Source organism: Blautia sp. OM07-19, assembly GCF_003481595.1.
Classification (GTDB): Bacteria; Bacillota; Clostridia; order Lachnospirales; family Lachnospiraceae; genus Blautia_A; species Blautia_A intestinihominis.
Genome location: NZ_QULA01000005.1, coordinates 128608 through 151076, shown reverse-complemented (window position 1 = coordinate 151076; position 22469 = coordinate 128608). Strand labels below are relative to the sequence as shown.

Genomic DNA, 22469 nt, shown 5'->3' with positions numbered 1-22469 from the left:
TTACTCACCACCCGATAAATCGGGCGGTGGTATCCCCTACGGGGCTCGTGCGCTCTGCCGAGGGCTATCCGCTGTTGCAGGCAACATCGAAAGGAGGTGCCAGATATGGCAATTTATCATATGCAAGCCAAGGTCGTCAGCCGTGGTTCCGGGCGGTCTGCTGTCGCTGCATCTGCTTATATGAGCTGTAGCCGCATATACAATGATTACGATGGCATCCAGCATGACTACACCCGAAAACATGGACTGATCTATCAGGAAGTAATGCTTCCCCCTATGGCTCCGCCTGAATGGAAAAACCGGGAGCAACTCTGGAATGCTGTAGAAGCTGCTGAAAAAACAAAAGACAGCCGACTGGCAAGAGAATTTGTTGTCGCACTCCCTATTGAGTTGGATAAAGACAGCAATATTTCTCTTCTTCAGAATTTTATTCAAAAGAATTTTGTAGATATGGGAATGTGTGCCGATTTCGCCATTCACGATACAAATGGTCACAATCCCCATGCACACATTCTACTTACTGTCCGTCCATTAAACGAAAACGGAACATGGCAGTATAAAACCGAAAAAGAATATCTATGCATCAAAGATGGAGAGGAAAAGGGATTTACTGCTTCTGAATTTAAGGATGCTCAGAAAGAGGGCTGGGAAAAACAGTATCGTTATAAAGCTGGGAAAAAGAAAGTATATCTGACTCCCTCGGCAGCACAGGAGAAAGGTTATGAACGTATCGACAAACATCCAAAAAGCACCCGGTATGGCAGACAAAACCCGATTTCCGAACAATGGAACAGTGAGAAACAGCTCTGCCTCTGGAGAGCAAACTGGGCAGATGCCGTAAATAAAATGCTTGCCCTTAATCAGATAAATACCACTATTGATCACCGCAGTTTTGCAGATCAGGGAATCACCGAACAGCCAACCATCCATGAGGGCTACATTGCCCAGAATATGGAAAAGAAAGGCTTGATAGCAGACCGGTGTGAAATCAACCGTCAGATTCGTGCGGATAACAGAATACTACGGGAATTAAAAACACAGATAAAAAAATTGGTTCAAGCTGTCGAAAAATCTATTCCGGTAATTGCAGAAACATTAGAAGCAATCCGCAATCATATGATTTTTACACAATATCATTTACTTCATAATGAAATGCAAAAAGAAGTGATCCATGACTGGATGCAGCATTTTCGTCCTATCCTAAATAAATATGATACCATTAAGAAAAAGCTCAAAGCGAAAGTTACTGAAAAGAAAGAACTAAATGTGCAAAAAAGTAAAACCAGTATTCTAAATCCTTTCCAGCATATAAAGTTAAACCAGCAGCTTACAACCGTAACAGAAGAAATCGAGGAACTGAAATCTGCCAAAGAACAACTGCTGTTTCAGGCTGAATGTTCCACAGATAAAGATATGGTGAGTCTTTCCAATAAATATAACCAGATGGATAAGAATCTGGATATTCTCGATTCTCAGGATATGGCTCTCAAAGAGCAGCTTGAAAAAGATGCTGTCGCTTTCCAAGAGGAAAAACTCCGGCCTAAACCAGAGCAATATACAGAATTACTGGATGCCAGAATCCAGATACGACCTACTTTCCGAGAGAAACTGATTGAGCAGCTCAAAGGTACTTTTGGTGAATATTATGACTATCACTATCGTGATATCGCAACCCATGAAGTGGATGATCTCAATATGGAAGATCCCTATAGCTTCTCTCATCGTACCTGGGAACTTGAATATCAGAGGAAACAGGAATTGCGAAAAAAACATCCTGTTCAATCCAGGCAAAAATCGCACAACACGGAACTATAATGTTTAAACTGATAACATGAAAAATATCCCGTTTTCTCAAAACAGTTATATTGCTTCATCCCAATAATTCACAAACTGCTAACCACTGAGCAAAAGGGGGTTGGGAGTTCTCCCAAAGTGCGTCTGGATATCCAAACGCTATGCTTGCAAAACCAGTTTCACTGATTTCCCTCGATACTCCCTTCTTCTAAAATCAATGATAATTATAACATTGCCAATTTTGTAAAGTAATAATCAACTTAAAATATAGACGACAAACAATAAAACCATGATACTGTTACAAAAAGCAGTAGCATGGTTTCTTTCTATTTCATTATAGATTTTCTCTATCTATCATATTTTCTATTGTTTCTGAGAAACAACACTCTTTCAAATCAATACTTTTGTCCATCTTTACAAGATTTGTATATTTCTCATCTGTATAGTGTTTTGATATTACAGCAAATACTTTATATGTAGGCTGTGCTGTTACATCTCTGATGTCCTTTTTCAGCAATGTGTTCGGTACATTTAATTTCGTATTTTTATCTTTTACGAAGCCAATACAACCACATATATTCCCGGCAGCTTTTTCTGTATATAATTTCGGTCCTCGATCTGTAAATTCTCCTATCATTGTTACGTTTTTCTTAATAAGCATCATACGTTCCAATATATCCAATTTTTGCCCCGTAGAGCCATCTTTTGCAAAAACAAAATCATTTTCTGTTAATCGCTTATCCAGGCATTTCTGGTAAAAATGAATTGCAGAAGCTGTCTCTTTTTTATTCAATCGAACTCCTGTCAAATGTAAAAAATTGTATCTATGGAAAACAACTTCATATCCCTGTACAGATGACAAAATCTTATTACTTTCCTGTAATTGCTTATTCACCTCTTTCGGTAAGCCATATAGGAACAAAACCTTCTGATCCTCAAGATGTTCTTTATATAGTTGTGCCGCTTTTGTCATAATCTGAATTCACGTCTTTTGTCCATAACTTAATCCTTATCCCATAAAATTTAGAGAAGGGAATGTTCACGCCGCAGCACTAAACATTCCCTTCTCATGGTTGATTTTTCCGTTGTCTGCCAACCTCCAGCACCTTCGTCTGGAAAATATCAGGTTTTTCCGTTGCCTGCCAACCTCCGACACCTTCGTTCGGAAAACGTATCAGATTTTAGGTGTCAACCCACCGCTGATGCACAGCTTTTCTAATTACATTTTACACGAACTATGTGGAAAATGCAATTACAATTTTATCTTATGATGCCCTACTACATTTTATACACTATTTATCTTACATTTCATTCTTGATAAATTATCTCTTTATCCACAATCTCCCTCGCACATACTTGTATATTGTTCATTCTTCCTATCCATTCCAAGACATTTTCCACCTTTAGCTGTTCTGCAATGCCTTGTGCCTGTTTCATCTGTTCTACAAGTCTTTCAAAGCGTTCCTGTGCCTGTTCTTCTATATCAGCCAAATAACCATTCAGCCTGCCGCTTGTAAGCATATTCAGATATAGCAATCTGCGGTATTCCTTCAAATACCGCAAATGTCTTTGTCCCCATACACCGACAACCCTTTGTTCTTCTTCCTTCGGTAAGGTAAGAGCAGGGATAAGATAATCCCCATGTCTGATATAAGTACCGCCCATCTCTTCAAAAATTGTTTTCTTCATTGTCTGTTCTACCTTTCTTATCGTTCTCTATTCATAGATTTTCTTTACGACCGTTCCAATTTTACAGTAACAATAATTCTTCAATTTTCAGTTCACATTGCCCCTCCCGAAGAAGTATGATAGAATAATTCTATTAAATTGAATCGGAGGTGCCACATGGCTATCAGTTCCAACAATATTCAGGTCTATACTACTTTGTCCAAAGAACTGGTTGCTGAGATTGATAAGGATGCGAAAGCGAACTATCGTACACGTTCCCAGCAGATTAACATGATCCTGACCGAGTATTATAAGACCCAAATGACAACCAAACATGAATCCGAGTAAAGCACTGAATCGCCTGAAAACACAGGAAATATCAGTGTTTTCTTATGTTTTCCCTTAATTATAAGGTTCATGTGAACCGTAGTTATTCCCAAAGCTGATATTTATAGCAATCGGTCTTCTCATCTTCACTGTCTGCCGGATCAGATAATCAATCCCTTCCATCAGCTCTGTTGTCCGTGGAAAAGAATTTTCCCGTGCATTTCCCATTTTTACAACGAGCAGATCACTTTTATAGGCCACGCCGCGATTTACTCCGCCTGATGCTCTCCCATTTCCCGCCGCGATTCCAAGAACTGCCGTTCCATGTCCACTGGAATCTCTGGATGGAACAAGGCGCCTGCCCTCAGTTTCCCCAAGTGCAAGCGCCTTATCTATTTCTTCTTTCGTATATTCAGTTCCTGTCACATAACCTCTTGGTGGCTTTCCATCCAGACTCTGATCCCATAATCGCAGGATCCGGCTGCTGCCATCCTCATTTCTGAAATCCGGATGAAAATAGTCCACTCCGGAATCCACAACGCCAACCAGAATCCCTTCGCCGGTCAATCCGTTTGCACCAGCCTGTACCGGCAGGATGCAGCTCGCCTCTTTCGCCTGAAGCGTCTCAAAATAAAGTCGCTTGGGCTTTTCTATAAACTCCACCTGCTGTCTGTCGGAGTACGCATCAATCTCTGTTTCCGGTAAAGTCACTACTGCATAACCTCCAAGCAACGGAACTGCCTGAATTCCATCACCGCCAAGGTCACTTTCCGGTCCGCTGTATTTCACGATCACGTCCCATAGTTTTACTGTGGAATCATATCCAACATTCAGATTTTCCGATTTTGCCCGTTCCTGTGGCGTTGCCTCCATTGCAAGATTAAGAAGATTATCTATTTTCTGATCCGGCATAAAGATCTCATTTCAGATAGCACATTTACTTTATTATATGCTCCTCTTTTTCCAGTATATTCTAGCAGTTTTCCAATACATTGATTTCCATTTTCTGCTTCACCCGTTTCTGCGTTATAACCTCCACAGCAAGATTTAATAGATTATCAATTCTCTGCGAATAATTGATCATATACAATCAGAGAAACAATGGTTATCCTGGATTTCTGCATCGAAAAATCTTTCTTCTCTTATATCCGATGCTAATAAACTAACCCGAGGTCTGCTTCACTGCTTACCTGATTTGATCAAAACCCATAATTTTACATAGATTTTGCATTACTCTGCATTTGCATTTTACAATTTCTCTTTATAATGAAAACAAATCAAAAAAACAACTGCTTTCATTAAGAAATGAGGGATTACAATGTATAAGACTTTATGGAATCATATCAAAAAAAATACAAAGAAACATACTACCGCATCCGTTTTTCTCCCTGTTCTGGTGCTTGGATGGACAGTGATCGGACTTCTTGCTGGTGCTCTGATCTGTCCGTTCCTCCAGGCGGCTGTGCTTGTCAAAGCAACAGTTGTTCTTTGCACCGGTGGATATGCGGGATTGATCTTCGGATTCTTCGGCGGTATCTTCTATATCTATCGCGGTACTGTAAAAAAATCTCACACTGCTGTCAATTCAGTACCGTCCATTTCCTTCAGATAAGACAACAAAACACACCTGCAAGCTGCCCTCTGTGGCAGCTTTTTTATTGCCCGCATGTCAAAAAGAAAAACCATCAGTGATTCCATTCTACGCTCATCCCAATGCCACATCCAGAACCATCATCAGTGAAAATCCCACCGCAAAGAAGATCGTTCCGATATTCGAATGCTCTCCCACAGACATTTCAGGGATCAGTTCCTCGACAACAACATAGAGCATGGCTCCTGCCGCAAAGCTCAGAAGATACGGCAGTGCCGGAACGATCAGCCCGGCTGCAAGAATTGTCAGCACTGCTCCGATCGGCTCCACGATTCCTGATAACACCCCGCCGACAAAAGCTTTTGTTTTTCCCATTTCTTCAGAGCGAAGCGGCATGGAGATGATCGCACCTTCCGGGAAGTTCTGGATCGCAATTCCAAGAGAAAGTGCCAGCGCTCCCATCATGGTGATCTGCGCTTTCCCTGTCAGATATCCGGCATAGACTACGCCCACCGCCATTCCTTCCGGGATATTGTGAAGTGTGACCGCAAGCACCAGCATGGTCGTCCTCTGCTGACAGCTTTTTGGTTCCTCTGCCTGGTCACTGTGCTGATGCAGATGCGGCACGATGTGATCCAGCATCAGCAGAAAAAGTACCCCTATCCAAAAACCGATCAGTGCCGGAACAAATGAAAATTTTCCCATTTCCACTGACTGATCGATCGCCGGGATTAAAAGGCTCCATATCGAAGCCGCTACCATCACCCCTGCTGCAAAACCGGTTAGACACCGCTGCACATAGGCGTTGAGATCTTTTTTCATAAAAAAGACGCAGGCGGCTCCCGCCGAGGTACCTATGAACGGGATCAGTATCCCGTAAAACGCATTCATATCCATCACTTAATTCCTCCTTATTTATATTTAAGTTAGTTTTATTTAACTTTATTCATAAACAGTATAACCACATGCCATACTTTATGCAATTGCTTCTTTTTTATTGAAAAAATTTATTGACAACACACCGTGCATTTGTTATAGTAGGAAAAATCTGATTTTAAGCAAACTACGTGAGGGAGTAATTTGCACGAAGGAACGTGTGATTTGTCAACATACTGGTATTTTGTACCTGGCAAATCTTAATGAATGAGACTCATGTATGCAGCAAAACAATACATACAGCGCTTTTGTACGTCTGTACTGTTCTGCTGCATACATGAGTCTTTTTGCGTGTTCAGATACTTTCTTAAGAAAAAAGGAAAAGGAGATTTTGTTATGGCACTCGTTATTGAACTATTTTTGTTAGGTGTTGGGCTTTCTATGGATGCTTTTGCAGTTTCTGTCTGTAAGGGGCTCGGTATGAAAAAGCTGAACAAAAAACAGGCACTCATCATCGGGCTTTACTTCGGCGGATTTCAGGCATTGATGCCGTTTGTCGGCTGGCTCCTCGGCAGCCAGTTCCAGAAATATATCACAAGCATTGACCACTGGATCGCATTCATCCTGCTTGGCTTCATCGGCGGCAAAATGATGATCGAAGCAGTCCGGGAATGGAACGAAGAGGAAGTTGTCGATGTCATGGACGCACCGATCGACCACAAAAACATGCTTGTTCTCGCTGTCGCAACCAGTATTGACGCACTCACTGTCGGAATCACATTTGCTTTCCTCGGAACTCCGATCGTAGAAGCGATCACCATCATCGGGATCACAACCATGGTCATCTCCATCGCCGGAGTTGTTGTTGGAAACTTCTTCGGAAGCAGATACAAGAGCAAAGCTGAGTTTATCGGCGGCCTGATCCTTGTTCTCCTTGGGCTCAAGATCCTTCTGGAGCACCTCGGTATCCTGGTTTTCTGATGAAATAATAAAACATCTGCACTGTGCAGAACAGCCCTGCTTCACGCTGTCACACATGAAGCAGGGCTGTTCTTTTTTATATTGTGGAGGCACTCATTTTATTTTTCCAGTACAAGGGGCTCATACGGTTCCAGTATGATCTCGCCACCATTCTCGATCTCATACTCTTTTTCATAATTTCCCAGAAGTTTATGGTAAGTTTTCCACTCCGGTTTCGCCTGGAGTACGATTTTTCCACCGGTCAGGTTGTTGAATACGACCAGTTCTTCCTCTTTGTAATTTCTCTTATATGCAAGCACATCTGCATTTTCTCTCTCAAAAAATTCAATCGTTCCCTCAGAGATCACTGCTTTCTCTTTGCGGAGTCCGACCAGTTTCTTATAGAAAGAGTAAATAGAATCCGGATCCTGCATTTCTTTTTCCGCATTGATTTCTTTATAATTATCAATTACAGAAATCCATGGTTCCGCTTCTGAAAAACCTGCATTTACATCTGCCGACCACTGCATTGGAGTTCTACTGTTGTCTCTGGATTTTGCTGCAAGGATTTCCAGTGCTTCCTCCTTTGACTTTCCTTCTGAGAGAAGGATCTCATAATAGTTCAGACTTTCCACATCACGATACTGGGAAATATCGCTGTAATGAGCATTTGTCATTCCAAGCTCTTCTCCCTGATAAATATAAGGAGTTCCGCGCATCATATGAATCGTCAACAGCAAAAGGATCATGACCATCGAAAAAGTGACAGAGATCGATGAAAAATATCTCGACCTGAATATCCGGGACTACAACTGTGTCGCTGTCGTCAGCAGCCAGACGTATAACAGTGACGGCGTAATGTTTGAGTACACCCAGTCCCGCCACCGCCCGGATCACTTCCGTTTCTATGATAATGCGGTGAGAAAATAAAATATTGATGGAAAGTACATTGACATTTCCTGAAAAAGCGTTTATTATATATAACATATTTATTTAGTATGTTTATATGATTTTTGTTTGATTAAGGAGTGTGATCTCATGAATATCTTATGCTTTGGCGATTCTAATACCTGGGGATACAAGCCGGATAAGACCGGACGCTTTGATGAAAATACAAGATGGACTGCTCTTCTTCAGAAGAAGCTTGGTCCAGAATATCATATTATAGAGGAAGGACTTTGCGGCAGGACTACTGTCTTTCAGGATGAGCTCCGCGAGAGCCGCCGGGGGCTGGATATGATCGGTGTCACTGTGGAAATGCACAATCCTCTCGATCTCGTGATCATCATGCTCGGAACGAACGACTGCAAGACCCGCTATGGTGCATCCGCCAGTGTAATCGCCCGAGGTCTGGATCAGGTGATCCGTAAAGCACGGCTCAATGCATCTCAGCACTTTGATCTGCTTGTCATCTCTCCGATCCATCTTGGTCATGGTGTCGGAGAAGCGGATTTTGACCCGGAATTCGATGAGAGATCTGAGGTCGTTTCCAGAAATCTCGCAAATGAATACCGTAAAGTTGCACTCCAAAATCATGCTGCTTTTTTGAATGCCGCTGATTTTGCTTCTCCAAGCACTACGGACCGTGAACATATGGATGAAGTTGGACATGCTGCACTCGCTGATGCTATTTATGATAAGATCACTGCACTTGAGAAGGGACTTGCAAATGTGATCTGAGATTACTGTTCACCTGTAATATCCCGCAAATGAAAAAAGAAGAAGATCAATCTCTTACCAGAACCATTTCGGCAAAGTTTGATCTTCTTCTTTTTTCTTATAATATGTACTGCAAAAGCCAGCAGATAAACGGCAGTGTCACAATGCTGCATATCGTCGTCACGAACACACCGCCCAGTGCATAGTCTCCATCTGAGCCAGCGCTGTTTGCCATCATAACTACAGAAGTCATCGCCGGCATTCCTGCGATCAGAGCCATTGTCAGATGGATCTCTTCTGAAATCGGAAATAGATTCAAAACTCCATACATGATGACCGGGATCAGAAGCATCTTGACCAGTACGATTCCGTAAAGGGAAAGTTCTTTTATATATCTGCGGATATCGATGCACGCAAATACGCCGCCCACATAAATCATGGCAAGTGGAGATGCGGTCGCACCTATCTTCTGCAGTCCTGTATCCAGAAGCTGTGGAATCTTAATCCCTGTTACTACGAGAAAAAGTGCCGCAAAAATCGCCACCGTTGCCGGATTGACCAGTTTCCGCGGATCAAACTTCCCTTTTCCACATGGAGTGGTCAGTTTTACTCCCATTGTCCACAACATGAACTGGTCGATCACGGTAAATACTGAAACATAAAGAATTCCATTCTGTGGAAAAATACTCGTGATGATCGGGATTCCCATGAAACCGACATTTCCAAACAGAAACATCGCCTGGTAGATTCCCGCCTGGTCGCCTCCCAGGTGAAATATTTTTGTCATTCCCAGACTTATGATGAACGTGCAGATATAAAACACTGCTGCGATCACCAGAATAGATAAGGAATGAAAAAGTGTATCCCGCTCCACACCGTCTATGATATTGACAAAAATCATCACCGGCAGTGCCATCTTGATCACAAATCTTGAGATCGGATCAAGAGTTTCACTGTTCAGTACTTTTGTTTTTACCAGAATCATGCCTGCCAGAATGTAGATCACAAACAGGCCGATCTGCTGAAGCAGGATCTCAAGCGTATTCATTTGTTTTCCTGCTTTCTTTGTACTTCGACAAAATCAGAATAACTGCGAAGGTGATCATTTCAGATGCCAGGAAGGACAGCCATACACCATTCATTCCCAGAATCCTGGAAAGTACGATCGCACAGATTCCGATCGCGATCGCGCCTCGGAGCAGAGAGCCGATGATTGCCGGACGTGGGTTTGCTGTTGCGGAAAAATATGCAACGAGCATGATATTGACTCCTGCGAACAAAAATCCCAGGAAGTATAACCGAAGACCTGTGTGTGCATATTCCAGAAGAAGCTGGTTGTTTTCACTGTTGAATACTGCAATAAACGGATCTGTAAAGGTCCAGACCAGTGCGACCATGACGATTTCTATTGCTGCTGCGCAGGTCAGTGCCCAGCGGAGAAGTTTTTTTACATCGCCAGATGCACCTTTGCCGAAGCTTTCGCTGATCAGAGGCTGCGCGCCCTGTGCCATACCGTTCATGATCGCCATTCCCACAAGCGAGAGGTTTGCTACTACTCCATATGCAGCAACTCCGGTGCTTCCAGTAAGTCCAAGGATCAGCATATTAAATATGAACGTGATCACTGCGGAGGAAATTTCGCCCACAAACGCGGACACGCCAAGCTGACAACAGGAGATCAGATGCCACACGGACAGTTTTTTCCATTTGAAACCGATGTTGCATTTTTTGCTGAAATAATGCGTGGAACATACCAGCATCGTAACACACGGACAAAAAGCAGTTGCCAGCGCCGCACCGGAAAATCCAAGCCCTGCCGGGAAAATAAAAATGTAATCAAACACGATATTGAAGGCACTGCCGGCAAGGGAACCTGCCATTACGGTTGAGGTTGCATAATCGTTTCGTGCAAATGCGGTAACGGAATAATTGCACATAAAAAACGGTGCAAAAACAAGAACGATCCGCAGATAAGTTTTGCCAAGCGCGATCAGCTCTGCATCTGCTCCAAGGAGCGCCAGAAATTTATCCGGGAAGAAAATCCCGATCAGCATAAATGGAATGCTGAAAAGTACCGCCCAGCTGATCGACTGTGTAAAATAATGATCCGCCTCTTCACCTTTGGCTCTGCGGATCCCGTATCTCGTCGCAGAACCGATCCCGATCATGGATCCTATTGCGAACATGATTCCAAAAACCGGCAGGATCAGGTTGAGGACTGCCAGTCCATTTGCTCCTGAGCTGACCGATATAAAAAAAGTGTCTGCAAGAATATACACGGATTGCCCCATCATACTTGCTACACTTTGGAAAACATATTTTGTAAATTTTTTTAGCATAATTTTTCTCCATTTCACAGACTGTCCTCTGCATTATAGTAAAAAGTTCTCGAAAAGACAATAGACTTTTCAAGAACTTTTTATATTCAGCGTTTCCTGCCAAGTTCCCAGAATGCTACGGCACTTGCGGCTGCTACATTCAGGGAATCGACGCCGTGTGACATTGGGATCTTTACTGTGTAGTCACAGTCTGCAATGGTCTGAGATGCCAGACCGTCTCCTTCTGTGCCGAGAACGATGGCAAGTTTTTCTTCCGCGAGGAGCTTCGGATCATCGATGCTGAAAGAATCGTCACAAAGTGCCATTGCCACGGTTTTGAAGCCAAGGTTCTGGATCGATTTCATTCCTTCTTCCGGCCAGGAGGATTTTTTGTCAAAATATGTCCACGGAATCTGGAATACCGTTCCCATGCTTACGCGGGCGGCTCTTCGATAGAGCGGGTCACTGCACCCGCTGGTCAGAAGGACCGCATCCATATGAAGTGCCGCTGCGCTGCGGAAAATGGCTCCGATATTTGTCGGATTCACGACATTCTCCAGGATTGCGATGCGGCTGGTATTCTGGCAGATTTCTTCTACAGACGGAAGACGGCGGCGTTTCATGGCACAGAGCATGCCGCGTGCCAGTGCGTAGCCGGTCATTCCCACAAGGACATCATATTCTGCTGTATAGACCGGAATTTTCGGATATCGCTCCAGGATCTGCTTCGCCTCACCCTCCAGGTCTTTGTGCTCAACCAGAAAAGAAAGCGGCTCATATCCTGCATTTAATGCACGTTCGATCACCTTCGGACTTTCCGCAATAAAGAGCCCTGGTTTTGGTTCATAATACCGCAGAAGCTGCACTTCCGATGTCCGTGCGTATACGTCTAATTCCGGTACGGTGATGTCGTTGATTTCGATTATATTGTTCACGGTGTTCTCCTATTTATTATCAAACGTAATATTTCGGATCATATTCCGGTTGATAAGCTGTGTGCCTTTCTTTGGTGTTTCGACTTTGACCCACTGGGCATCTGCCTCGACGAATCTGCCCTTGATCGCACCAACTTCGTTAAAAAGACTTACTACACAATCCCGTCCTACATACTGATCTAACATCGAACCGCTCATATCCTCATACTCCTTTTCACTATCAATGATTGTAATAAAATTCTGTGTCTGCTGCATTGCTGACATCACCGTCAGCATATTCAGATTATTGATTGCTACCATTGTAGCCGCATCCATCGCCGTCACCCCACAATTTCTGATAAGATATCTACTTCCTGTACTCTTCTATTTTACAGCTATGTTCCTGTGTTTTTTTATCATAATTAACTCCGACAAGCAACAAATTTCCATGATATTCTTCAAGGCTCTGACAATATTCTCTTTCCTTGATCTGTGCGATAACACCGACTGCATCTTTGTTCCATTTCAATTCTACTACCAACGCCGGTTTATCTGCAAATCGCTTTCTTGGAATAAAAACCAAATCTGCAAAGCCCTTTCCACCAGAGAGTTCCCGATGAACTGTATAAAAATTCCGCGCGGCATAAAGTGCAAGCGAAATCGTATAACTTAATGCATTTTCATCATTGTACTGAATATGCGAAGTCTCAAAGTGTGCCTGCCGAATCCCCTCCGCGACCTGTTTTTCACGTCCCTGCCAGATTGCCTGCAGGGTATCTGCTGAATTTTTGAGTGCTTTCGATACTTCTCCCCAATCTGATACGGATACTGCATTCACATATTCTGCCCGGATTTCATCATTAGGAATAAACACAGATCTTGCAGAATAATGATACCCCAAATATCCAAGGTGGATCAACAAGGTCAAAACATCGTCTTCGGTACGGAAAGTTGTCATATCATTTGTAAAACTTCCTCAAAAGAATATCCATCATACCAGTTTCTGATCTCACTAAGTTCCATATGATACTCTTCACAGAGTTTTTTTACTTCCGCTTCTGTAAAACCAACATAAGAAGCCAATGGTCCCGGGTCTATCATAGAAAATTCATCAAACATATTCAGCGCACTGTGTGTGCCATATTTTTTGATAGGAAGAATCCCCGTCATATATGCAAGATGGATATAACTTTTGTCTTTGATCAAATCACGCAAAAAATCCAGATATTTCTCCTGTGCTTCTTTGTCATTCTTAAATTCTCGAAAAATGCAATCCCATTCATCTATAATAAGAATAAATGGGCATTTACTTTCTGCATAAATATCCTGCATGGTCTCTGCCAGATCTTCCGGATCAAACAACTCCACATCCGGATACAGTCTTGCAAGTTCTCGGATCACTCTCTGTTTTATTCTGGTAAGCAGTTCCTGCACATTAGCGCTTCGGCTTAAAAATTCCTGCACGTTAAGAAAAATTGTATCATATTTATTCAGATATCTGGTAAAATTTTTGTCTTCCGCAATTTCCAGACCTGCAAATAACTCTCTGGAATCACAGCCTCTGCTGTAATACGCAGTCAGCATATCTGCCGCCATAGATTTCCCGAAACGTCTCGGTCTACTGACACAGACATATGCCTGCATGGTATTTATCACACGATTTGTATATTTTATCAACCCTGTTTTATCCACATAAATATCAGAATTTACAGCTCTCTGAAATTTACTGTTATCCGGATTCAGATAATTTCCCATTCTGGTGCAGTCCTTTCTTGCTTTTTGTTTTATCTTACCACAAAGCCGTGCTGGATTCTATGATTTGTGAAAAAATACAGACCCACAATTTCTGCGGATCTGTATTTTAATTTTTTATTCGAAGGTTCCGGTAAATTTCCAGACCATATCCGGTTCTTCCGGGAGATAAGTTACGTTTGGACGCCAGGTTGCAATAACTTTGTCTTCTGAATTTACCCACAAACAATATTCTTCTTTATAGGAAGTATTTATAAGTCCTACGGACAGATACAGTGCTTCTGCATCCATTGCATAAGCCACGCTGTGATATCTTTTTGTAAAATCAGACGGGTAAAGATCATTACATTTCCATGCTTTGTAGCCAGCATAAAGCACTTTCTGTTCGCCGTCGATCACAGCTTCAATCTTAATTCTATATCCCTCTTTCGTAAGCACTGCGCTCTCGATCTTTCGTAGATTTTCTGTAAAAAGAATCTTGCGGTCAAATAATCTTGCAGCCTCCTGTCTGGCAGTTCGAAATGCACCTTCCGGCTGTACAAGTGACAGGCTGTTTATCTTGGTCCGAAGTGCTTTCTCTGCTGCTTCCAGCTGTTCCTCTTTGCATGGTTCAGAAACTGCTTCCTTTATATATTTCAGACAGATATCTGCGGCAAGATATTCTCTCGCACCTGCTGTGATTCCAATTGCCACCGGAAGATCACGGAAACAGATCAGATACTGACCAAATGCTCCCTCGGCCGCAAAGATTTCTTTTCCTGCTTTTATGTGATAAGCATAATGTGTCAGTGCTTTCTTTTCATCTCCCGGAATTTCTACTCTCGGTTTTCCCATTTCTTCTATCCACCAGGATGGTACAAGCTGCCCGCCTTTCCAGTTTCCTTTCTGAAGCAGAAGCTGTGCCAGTGCGGAAATCTGCGGCGCAGTCAGATACATTCCCCATCCGCCGGTATTGTGTCCTTCCGGACTTGTCAGCCAGTTGATCCTGCCTGCATGGTAAGCAGATCATAAATTGTAATATCTTCCAGTGCTTCATCATACGCCGCCGGTAACTCTTCTCTCACATAATCCAGAAGATGATCTTCCAGATGAAGTTTTCCTTCGTCTACAGCAAAACCAACACAGATACTGGTTCCGATCTTTGACAGGGAATGCATCATCTGCGGATCATTCAGTGAAAAAGGTGCCCAGGCTCCTTCCAGAACAGTCTCGCCTTTGTAGCGAACAGACATACTGTGCAGTTCAACTGTATTCTCAAGTTCTTCCAGCATTTCTGCCAGTTTTATTGGATTAAGTTCAGTTCTTGTAAATGTATCAGTCATTTTTCTCCTCCTCAGACGGCTGCCAGATAGATGTTTCAATACGGATACCGCCTTTTTTAAGATGGAATTTATTTTTGCTCCAGGCATCCGGATATTTCTGCGGAAGACGTGAGATCGCATATACAACTGTTACGTTCATAAAAAATGTGATCACCTGGAAAATATTTGTGATCGTTACGATGCTCATATCAAAAATGATCGGAAACAGTACTACGATCAATGTGTATGTATAGATCAGAAATGGTGCACCAAAACGATTTTCCTTCAGGATTCCTTTTGGAAGCCAGCCATCCTTTGCAGCCTGTGCGATTGGATATCTGACATCATTGAATACTCCGTTCAGTGTTGTGATGATTGCCATAATCGGTCCACCGATCATAAAAATCTTGTAGACTACGGACGGCAGGATTGCCTGTGCTGCCGGAAGAATCGTCTCTACACCAGCCACCTCAACTTTGCTCTTAGAAGAATATTTTATCGTAGTTTTTGTTTGTTGTAAACAGGCAGCTTAGAGTTGTCAAAACAGGACTGCCATATGGCAGCCCCTGCTATCAAAGTTCTTTTATTTTATCCCGCAGTTTCTCGGCGAAATCACAGTTGAGTTTCATAAAAAGTTTCTGTTCCTCAGGTGTCCAGGTATCGTAGATCGTGTTTTCGATCTGGATGACTTTGTAGACGGTGTCTTCCATCAGTTTACGGCCTTTTTCGGTGAGGAAGACCATTGTATTGCGGCCTTCTCCTGGGGTAAGGTAGAGGAGGTCTTTCTGCTCCATCTTGCGGATTGCTGAATTTACGGTGGATTTTGTCAGGCAGGCTTCTTTGTAGAGAACGCTCTGGTTGCAGCCTTCCTGATGAAAATTAAAAACATACAAAATCCAGAATTCACTGTCTGAGAGATTCATCTTGAGTGCAGACTCATGGTAGGCACTCTGCATCAGACCTTCAATATAAACCCATTCTTTAAATCTTGATTCCATGAACTACGCCTCCCATCAAATATAACCGTATTTTTTCCTGTTGCGCATCAGGAAGAAGATCGACAGGATCAGTGCAAAAATTTCTGCCGCGATCACTGCATACCAGATCCCATATGGTCCGAACAGGATCGGAAGTACCAGAACACAGATCACTTCAAAAATCAGCGTTCTTCCAAAAGAAATCATCGCGGAAGTAAATCCGTCGTTCAGTGCCGTGAAGAACGATGAGGCATAGATATTATATCCTGAAACAAGGAAGGAAATGGAATATACGGCAAATGCATAGGTTGTCATTTCCAAAAGTTCCGTATCGTAGCTTACAAAGATCATCGACAGCGGTCTTGCCAGAAGTTCTGCCGCTATGGTCAGAACTATGCTCATGACCAGAATGATCCTGAGGCTTTTTTTGAAGAGATTCTTCAGTTCGTTTCTGTTTCCTGCGCCATAATGGTAGCCTACGATCGGTGCGCTTCCCATCGAATAGCCGATATAAATAGACAGAAAAATAAAGTTCACATACATGATCACGCCATATGCCGCAACACCATTTGTGCCGAGCATTCGCATCAGCTGCCAGTTATACAGCATATTTACGATTGACATAGACACATTTGTCATAAACTCGGAAGCACCGTTTGTACAGGCTTTTGTGATCGCACGCAGATCCATATGTGTTTTTCCAAGACGAAGTTTACTGCTCCTTGACATGATAAAAAAGGTCAGTGGTACAATGCCGCCGATCGTCTGGCTGAGTGCTGTAGCAGATGCGGCACCTGCCACTCCCCATCGAAATACTGCGATAAATAATGCATCCAGCACGATGTTTAACACACCAGATACCAATGTTGTAACAAGTCCAAGCTGCGGACGCTCCGCTGTGACAAGAAAACTCTGAAATACATTCTGAAGCATAAACGGAACAAGGGCAAGCATCAGGATCCTGCCGTAAGTCACACAATATGGGAGCATTTCGGCATCTGCACCCAGAAACTGCGAGATCGGTCCGACAAAGATCTCACCAATTACGGTAAACAGAAGTCCCAGACCGACCAGCAGATAAACAAGCAGAGAAAAGATCTCGTTCGCTTTCTTCTTATCGCCAACGCCCAGAGTGTAGGCAACGAGGGCACTGCCTCCGGTTCCAATCATAAATCCGACCGCACCGAAGATCATCAGGAACGGCATGACAATGTTGACCGCAGCAAAAGGCTCTGCGCCGATAAAGTTTGAGATAAAAAATCCATCTACAACACCATAGATGGAGGTCAGCACCATCATAATGATGGATGGGAATGTGAAGCGGAGCAGTTTGCTGTAAGTGAAATGCTCCGATAATTCAATATGCATAAAAATCCTCCTGATATAAAAAATGTACGAAATCGTACTTGATAGCATAGTACGATTTCGTACATAATGCAAGAAGAATTTTATTCATCTGCGCTCCAGATCAAATGACATTTCGCCGCCAGCTCTTCTTCTTTCTGCTGCGCTTTCTCTGGTTCATCCTGGTAATCCCAAAGTGCAAAAGTTTCTTTTACATTCTCCGGGTCAACATAATAGACATGTTCAATCCCTGTTGGAAACGAGGTTTCATCTGTAGATTCGTCCGCTCCGCGCTCATATGCTTCCTGAAAATCCTGCAGATTCCAAAGCTCATTTTCTGTATTCGGATCGGATGGGTATTCTTTGCGGGTCCACATGGTTTCTGACAGCATATAGAACATGTTTTTCTGATCCACGGACAGGATTGATCTCATCCGTCCCAGTGGATTGACTGTAGAATATACTTTCCCGTCTTTTACGGAAATATCTGCCTCGTCCCAGGAAATATAATTCTCTTTGTCATAGTACCAGTAATGTCCGATTCCGCCTGCTGCCACTACGAGAATGACCGCCAGAAGGACAGATGCAATCCGTTTCTTACGGATCTTTCGGCGGATCTTTCGGAGTGGTTCTGCCTCTGTTTTGTTTGTCTGTGTCAAATTGTTTCCTTTCGCGGTGGCTGTCAGACGATTTTCTCTCATCATTTCTTCCTGCATCTTTCTGCAGGCGGGACACGTCTTGAGATGTTCTTCTACAAGCTGGCGGCTGTCTTCACTGACCATATCGTCCACATAAAGCGGAAGTAGGTCTTCTATGATATTACAGGTGATCTTCATGGTTTAATTCCTCCCTGATCTTCTTACATGCTCTGTGATAAGTGACTCTTGCCCAGCTTTCGCTTTTGCCAAACAGCGAGGAGATTGTGGTAAATGACAGTTCTCCGAACACACGAAGGGAAAAGACTTCTTTGTACGGCTCTGCAAGTCTGTGCAGTACTTTGTGAACCTGAAATGCCGTTTCTTTATCCGAAAAATTCTGAAGCAGATCCGGTACAAAAGTATCCTCTGTTTCTTCCTGAGATTCCGGTGCATACTTTTTATTTTTCTTCAGATAGTCATAATATGTGTTTTTGGAGATCTGACAAAGCCACACTCGCAGGTCACAGTCGCCTCTGAAATCGTCGACTTTTTTCAGGGCTTTGAAGAATGTTTCCTGTGTGAGTTCCTCTGCGATATGGGTATTATGCGAAAGCGAAAGCAGATAACGGTATACGATGGTGAAATATTGTTCGTATATCTCCTGAATATTCAGCATTGGTGTTTTCCTCCTTCACATATATGACGATGTATGTATCAGAAACGTTACAAAAAATCTCACAAAAGAAAAAGGCATTCCGATCTATGGAACACCTTTTTCTCTTTTATAAATTCCCAATCCACGTGCACGCAAGTTCTATCCATGACTGGCATTCTGGCTGGATGCAGCCGCCATCTTCGTGGCTGGTTTCTTCGTTTGCGAGACTGAGGCCGTGACCGCCTGACGGATATAGATGCAGTTCTACGGGTACTCTGTGTTTGCGCAATGCTTCAAAAAACAGCATGGAATTCTCAACCGGAACGGTATCATCTGTAACGGTATGCCACAGAAAAGTCAGCGGAGTATCCTCTGTTACCTGGAATTCCAGGGACTGTTTTTTTCTCTTTTCCGAATCATTACTGTTCTCTCCGAGCAGAGCTTCAAAAGAACCCATATGCGCAAATTTTCCAGATGTAATGACCGGATAACTGAGGATCATTCCATTTGGCTTCACCATTTCCGCATCTGTATGCAGAGCTTCTGAGATGAATTTTTCCCTCCAGAATACGCCAAGACTCGCTGCCAGATGACCTCCCGCAGAAAAGCCCTGGAGGATGATCTTGTCCGTATCAATATGGAATTCTCCTGCATGTTCTCTTAAATATGCGACCGTTTTTGCAAGCTGCATTAACGCCAGCGGATACCTCGCCGGAGCTACACTGTAGCGCAGGATCACCGCATGATATCCTCTTGCAAGATACTGCATGGCGATTGGTTCGGTCTCTCTGTCGGAGGTCATTTCATAACCACCGCCCGGGCAGATCACAACGACCGGACGCTTCCTGTCCGGGTGCATTTCCACAGAATTATCCAGAATATAGGTATATAGATCCGCAGTCTCCTGGTATCCTTCTACTTTAATCTCTATCTTTTTGTAGATCATTTAAGCCTCCGTTTCCTTACACACATCCACCCATCCGTTTGCATCTGCGACCTGTTCAAGTTCCGGGATCGTGAGTTTTACTGCGCTGTGGTCGTTGCCTGCTGCCGGGTATACGGTGTCAAATTTCTTTAAGCTTTCGTCCAGATAAACCTCAATATCATCGTTGATTCCAAACGGGCACACGCCGCCCGGGGCATGTCCGATCACTTCCTCTACCTGATCGAACGGGATCATTTTTGCTTTGACATGAAAGGTATCTTTATACTTACGATTATCGACTCTTGCAGTGCCTTCTGTGAGGATCAGAACCGCATTTTCTCCCTGCAAAAAGGACATCGTCTTAGCGATCATTCCCGGCTCTACACCGAGTGCTTCTGCTGCCATCGCAACCGTTGCTGTGGATTCCTCAAGTTCGATCACATGATCCAGAAATCCCTTATTTTCCAGATATTCTTCTGCTCTTTTTAATGACATGATGTCCTCCTTTTACAGTACATAATAATGTGGAATGATATCCTCATAATGGCCATCTGGCAGACGGAACCCACCGGGGATCACGCTAAGTTTCTTAAAATCAAAAATAGAATGACATCTGTATTTTATTCCTTACAGTTGTCACTCTATCTGTATACCACGTTGAAGCGTTTTCGTCAATCACGCCGTGGATTTTTATTCCAGCTTTTTTATTTATTCAGATTATCTGGACCAAATCCAAGCGGAAGAAGTTCTTTCAGCGTGAAAATCTCATACTGGTCCTTGCTGGTTGCGAGAATAATCTGGAATTCTTCAGGATTGCAGAATTCCATCATAACCTGGCGGCAAACACCACATGGAGCTGCGTATTCTTTCATAATTTTATTCATACCACCAACCACACAGATAGCGTCAAACTCCATTACGCCTTCACTGACTGCCTTAAAAAATGCAGTTCTCTCCGCACAGTTACTTGGTGTGTATCCCGCATTTTCGATGTTACAGCCGCCATAAACCTTACCGTTCTTTGCCAGCAATGCCGCACCTACATGAAAATGTGAATACGGTACATAAGAATAATCCATCATACCGATCGCTTTTTCGATCAGTTCCTGAATCTGTTTCTGTTCCATTTTCTTCATATTTCTGCTCAACTCTTTCTTAATAGCCTGTAGCTTCTTCGTTTTTGATGATTTTGACAATACGGCTTGTGCCGAGGCGATCTGCTCCAAGGCTTAAGAATTTTTCTGCATCATCCAGAGAAGAGATTCCTCCGGCTGCTTTCATCTTTACATTCGGGCCGATGTGCTCGGAAAACAGTTTGATATCATCAAAAGTCGCACCTGCCTTGGAAAATCCGGTAGAGGTTTTGATATAATCTGCTCCTGCTTTGGTAACTGCCTCACACATTTTGATCTTTTCTTCATCGGTCAGAAGGCAGGTCTCGATGATCACTTTGAGGATCTTGGAACCGCAGACTTTTTTGAGAGTGCGGATCTCTTCTTCGATCGCGTCAAACTTGCCGTCTTTTGCCCAGCCGATGTTGATGACCATATCAATCTCATCTGCACCATTTGCCAGAGCATCTTTTGTTTCGAATTCTTTTGTTGCTGTAGTCATGTATCCGTTCGGGAAACCGATAACAGTGCAGACTGCCATTTTGTCCTGCACATATTCTTTGACCTGTTTTACATATGCAGGCGGAATGCAGACGGAGGCTGTTCCATATTTGATTGCGTCGTCACAGATCTGTTTGATCTCTTCCCATGTAGCAGTCTGTGTCAGTAAAGTATGATCTACGTGTTTTAAAATTTCTTTTGCATCCATGTTTTTATTATTCTCCATTCTTATTAGTTACTGTTCACTCCGTTCACAGTAACTTGGTCAAAATCCATTCCACATCACCTACGGTGATGGAATTTTGCCCTGTATATCTCGGGATTTTGCCATATTCATGGCAAAACACCTCGCGGGATACTACCTGTGAACAGTAACTCTTATTATTCATTATGCCAGTTCCAGTGCAATTTCCATCATTTTGCCGAATCCAAGCTGACGGTCCTCGGCACTTAAGGATTCTCCTGTATACAGATGATCCGAAATTGTCAGCATGCAGAGTGCTTTCTTTCCTGCTTTGGCAGCATTCATATATAATGCCGCTGCTTCCATCTCCACTGCCAGCACGCCCATATCGCGCCACAGGTCGTTTACATTGCTCATGGCATTGTAGAATACATCGGAAGACAGAACATTACCTACAACCACATTCGTGCCCTGACGTTTCGCAGTCTCTACAGCTCTGTTCAGCAGTTCGTAATCTGCGATCGGTGCGAAAGTTCCCGGCAGACCATACTGATACGCATAATTGGAATCTGTGCAGGCACCCATACCGATCACCACATCCATCAGTTTGATGTTGTCCTGGAAAGCTCCGGCAGAACCGATACGGATGACCTGATCTACATCATAAAAATTGAACAGCTCGTAAGAATAGATTCCGATAGACGGCATCCCCATACCGCCTCCCATAACAGAAATTTCCTTTCCTTTATAGGTTCCTGTATATCCGAACATGTTTCTGACAGCATTCACCTGTCTTGGATTCTCCAGATATGTCTCTGCAATATATTTTGCACGGAGCGGATCTCCCGGCATCAGTACAGTTTTTGCAAAATCTCCTGCTTTGGCACTGTTGTGTGCAGTTGGAATATTTGTCATCTTACTCCTCCTTTATATTAATTTCGTTTTTGCTGTAATATCATTCCCCAGATTAGGC

General features: G+C 43.2%; 26 protein-coding genes and 2 pseudogenes. 6 read left to right on the top strand and 22 right to left on the bottom strand.

Going from position 1 to position 22469, the window contains the following annotated elements:
- The first annotated feature begins 105 nt into the window (after nt 1-105).
- A complete protein-coding gene (gene mobQ, locus DXC01_RS05890; RefSeq protein WP_004614762.1) occupies nt 106-1815 on the top strand; it encodes a MobQ family relaxase in 1710 nt (569 codons plus the stop codon).
- Nucleotides 1816-2128: 313 nt separating this feature from the next.
- On the opposite strand, the gene DXC01_RS05885 is transcribed toward mobQ, so the two are convergent.
- Both DXC01_RS05885 and DXC01_RS05880 read right to left on the bottom strand, forming a co-directional pair.
- The gene (locus DXC01_RS05885) at nt 2129-2767 is read right to left on the bottom strand and encodes a PBECR4 domain-containing protein (protein ID WP_004614763.1); all 639 of its coding nucleotides are present in this window, start codon (nt 2765-2767) and stop codon (nt 2129-2131) included.
- A gap of 335 nt (nt 2768-3102) precedes the next feature.
- Nucleotides 3103-3483, bottom strand: coding sequence for a TnpV protein (locus DXC01_RS05880; RefSeq protein ID WP_004614764.1), 381 nt, complete (start codon nt 3481-3483; stop codon nt 3103-3105).
- Between the two features lie 156 nt (nt 3484-3639).
- Here DXC01_RS05880 and DXC01_RS20265 point away from each other — a divergent pair, with 156 nt between their 5' ends.
- Nucleotides 3640-3810 (top strand): hypothetical protein, encoded by a 171-nt coding sequence (locus DXC01_RS20265; protein WP_004614765.1) that lies wholly within the window; start codon nt 3640-3642, stop codon nt 3808-3810.
- Nucleotides 3811-3864: 54 nt separating this feature from the next.
- Here the strand turns inward: DXC01_RS20265 and DXC01_RS05875 are convergent, their stop codons facing one another.
- Nucleotides 3865-4701, bottom strand: a complete 837-nt coding sequence (locus DXC01_RS05875; RefSeq protein WP_118698499.1) for a S8 family serine peptidase — start codon at nt 4699-4701, stop codon at nt 3865-3867.
- A 406-nt stretch (nt 4702-5107) separates the two neighbouring features.
- Between DXC01_RS05875 and DXC01_RS05870 the strand changes: the two genes are divergently transcribed.
- Entirely contained in the window at nt 5108-5401 is a 294-nt protein-coding gene (locus DXC01_RS05870; RefSeq protein WP_118698498.1) for a hypothetical protein, read from the top strand.
- A gap of 93 nt (nt 5402-5494) precedes the next feature.
- On the opposite strand, the gene DXC01_RS05865 is transcribed toward DXC01_RS05870, so the two are convergent.
- On the bottom strand, nt 5495-6277 hold the full coding sequence (locus DXC01_RS05865) for a ZIP family metal transporter (RefSeq protein WP_022213833.1): 783 nt from the start codon (nt 6275-6277) through the stop codon (nt 5495-5497).
- A 375-nt stretch (nt 6278-6652) separates the two neighbouring features.
- Between DXC01_RS05865 and DXC01_RS05860 the strand changes: the two genes are divergently transcribed.
- Nucleotides 6653-7237 carry a manganese efflux pump MntP gene (locus DXC01_RS05860; RefSeq protein WP_118698497.1) on the top strand — a complete coding sequence of 195 codons (585 nt, stop codon included), beginning with the start codon at nt 6653-6655 and terminating at the stop codon, nt 7235-7237.
- Nucleotides 7238-7335: 98 nt separating this feature from the next.
- On the opposite strand, the gene DXC01_RS05855 is transcribed toward DXC01_RS05860, so the two are convergent.
- Entirely contained in the window at nt 7336-7935 is a 600-nt protein-coding gene (locus DXC01_RS05855) for an alpha-amylase family glycosyl hydrolase (RefSeq protein WP_442857939.1), read from the bottom strand.
- A gap of 7 nt (nt 7936-7942) precedes the next feature.
- Between DXC01_RS05855 and DXC01_RS05850 the strand changes: the two are divergent.
- Together DXC01_RS05850 and DXC01_RS05845 are read left to right on the top strand one after the other, a co-directional pair.
- Nucleotides 7943-8146, top strand: a pseudogene (locus tag DXC01_RS05850) (UTRA domain-containing protein); the annotation flags it as partial.
- A gap of 108 nt (nt 8147-8254) precedes the next feature.
- Nucleotides 8255-8896, top strand: a complete 642-nt coding sequence (locus DXC01_RS05845) for a GDSL-type esterase/lipase family protein (protein WP_118698495.1) — start codon at nt 8255-8257, stop codon at nt 8894-8896.
- 97 nt (nt 8897-8993) lie between these two features.
- On the opposite strand, the gene DXC01_RS05840 is transcribed toward DXC01_RS05845, so the two are convergent.
- The 17 genes and pseudogenes from DXC01_RS05840 to deoD all read right to left on the bottom strand — a co-directional run bounded on the left by DXC01_RS05840 (nt 8994) and on the right by deoD (nt 22411).
- On the bottom strand, nt 8994-9923 hold the full coding sequence (locus tag DXC01_RS05840) for an AEC family transporter (RefSeq protein ID WP_022213830.1): 930 nt from the start codon (nt 9921-9923) through the stop codon (nt 8994-8996).
- On the bottom strand, nt 9910-11214 hold the full coding sequence (locus DXC01_RS05835) for an MATE family efflux transporter (RefSeq protein ID WP_118698494.1): 1305 nt from the start codon (nt 11212-11214) through the stop codon (nt 9910-9912). The genes DXC01_RS05840 and DXC01_RS05835 overlap by 14 nt, the downstream gene beginning before the upstream one ends.
- An 86-nt stretch (nt 11215-11300) precedes the next feature.
- Nucleotides 11301-12128: a TrmH family RNA methyltransferase gene (locus DXC01_RS05830; RefSeq protein ID WP_118698493.1), complete on the bottom strand. Its 828-nt coding sequence runs from the start codon at nt 12126-12128 to the stop codon at nt 11301-11303.
- Nucleotides 12129-12137: 9 nt separating this feature from the next.
- Nucleotides 12138-12428, bottom strand: coding sequence for a hypothetical protein (locus tag DXC01_RS05825; protein ID WP_147399624.1), 291 nt, complete (start codon nt 12426-12428; stop codon nt 12138-12140).
- 46 nt (nt 12429-12474) lie between these two features.
- Nucleotides 12475-13862: pseudogene (locus tag DXC01_RS21200) on the bottom strand (AAA family ATPase).
- A gap of 114 nt (nt 13863-13976) precedes the next feature.
- Nucleotides 13977-14795, bottom strand: coding sequence for a hypothetical protein (locus DXC01_RS05815; protein WP_243111557.1), 819 nt, complete (start codon nt 14793-14795; stop codon nt 13977-13979).
- A gap of 35 nt (nt 14796-14830) precedes the next feature.
- Complete coding sequence (locus tag DXC01_RS20515) at nt 14831-15181, bottom strand: serine hydrolase (RefSeq protein ID WP_243111556.1); 351 nt, start codon at nt 15179-15181, stop codon at nt 14831-14833.
- Entirely contained in the window at nt 15174-15629 is a 456-nt protein-coding gene (locus DXC01_RS05810) for a hypothetical protein (protein WP_243111555.1), read from the bottom strand. The genes DXC01_RS20515 and DXC01_RS05810 overlap by 8 nt, the downstream gene beginning before the upstream one ends.
- Nucleotides 15630-15732: 103 nt before the next feature.
- Nucleotides 15733-16158: a MarR family winged helix-turn-helix transcriptional regulator gene (locus DXC01_RS05805; RefSeq protein ID WP_022213822.1), complete on the bottom strand. Its 426-nt coding sequence runs from the start codon at nt 16156-16158 to the stop codon at nt 15733-15735.
- A 15-nt stretch (nt 16159-16173) separates the two neighbouring features.
- Nucleotides 16174-17505 (bottom strand): MATE family efflux transporter, encoded by a 1332-nt coding sequence (locus DXC01_RS05800; RefSeq protein ID WP_118251818.1) that lies wholly within the window; start codon nt 17503-17505, stop codon nt 16174-16176.
- An 80-nt stretch (nt 17506-17585) separates the two neighbouring features.
- Nucleotides 17586-18317: a zf-HC2 domain-containing protein gene (locus DXC01_RS05795; RefSeq protein ID WP_118698491.1), complete on the bottom strand. Its 732-nt coding sequence runs from the start codon at nt 18315-18317 to the stop codon at nt 17586-17588.
- Complete coding sequence (locus DXC01_RS05790; RefSeq protein WP_118251820.1) at nt 18301-18795, bottom strand: RNA polymerase sigma factor; 495 nt, start codon at nt 18793-18795, stop codon at nt 18301-18303. Before DXC01_RS05790 ends, DXC01_RS05795 begins: the two co-directional genes overlap by 17 nt.
- Before the next feature lie 106 nt (nt 18796-18901).
- A complete protein-coding gene (locus DXC01_RS05785) occupies nt 18902-19720 on the bottom strand; it encodes an alpha/beta hydrolase (RefSeq protein WP_118698490.1) in 819 nt (272 codons plus the stop codon).
- Nucleotides 19721-20194 (bottom strand): YbaK/EbsC family protein, encoded by a 474-nt coding sequence (locus DXC01_RS05780; protein WP_118698489.1) that lies wholly within the window; start codon nt 20192-20194, stop codon nt 19721-19723.
- A gap of 209 nt (nt 20195-20403) precedes the next feature.
- Nucleotides 20404-20826, bottom strand: coding sequence for a cytidine deaminase (locus DXC01_RS05770; protein ID WP_118251875.1), 423 nt, complete (start codon nt 20824-20826; stop codon nt 20404-20406).
- Nucleotides 20827-20854: 28 nt separating this feature from the next.
- Complete coding sequence (gene deoC / locus DXC01_RS05765) at nt 20855-21520, bottom strand: deoxyribose-phosphate aldolase (protein ID WP_118698488.1); 666 nt, start codon at nt 21518-21520, stop codon at nt 20855-20857.
- Between the two features lie 180 nt (nt 21521-21700).
- Entirely contained in the window at nt 21701-22411 is a 711-nt protein-coding gene (gene deoD / locus DXC01_RS05760) for a purine-nucleoside phosphorylase (protein WP_022213812.1), read from the bottom strand.
- Nucleotides 22412-22469 lie beyond the last annotated feature (58 nt).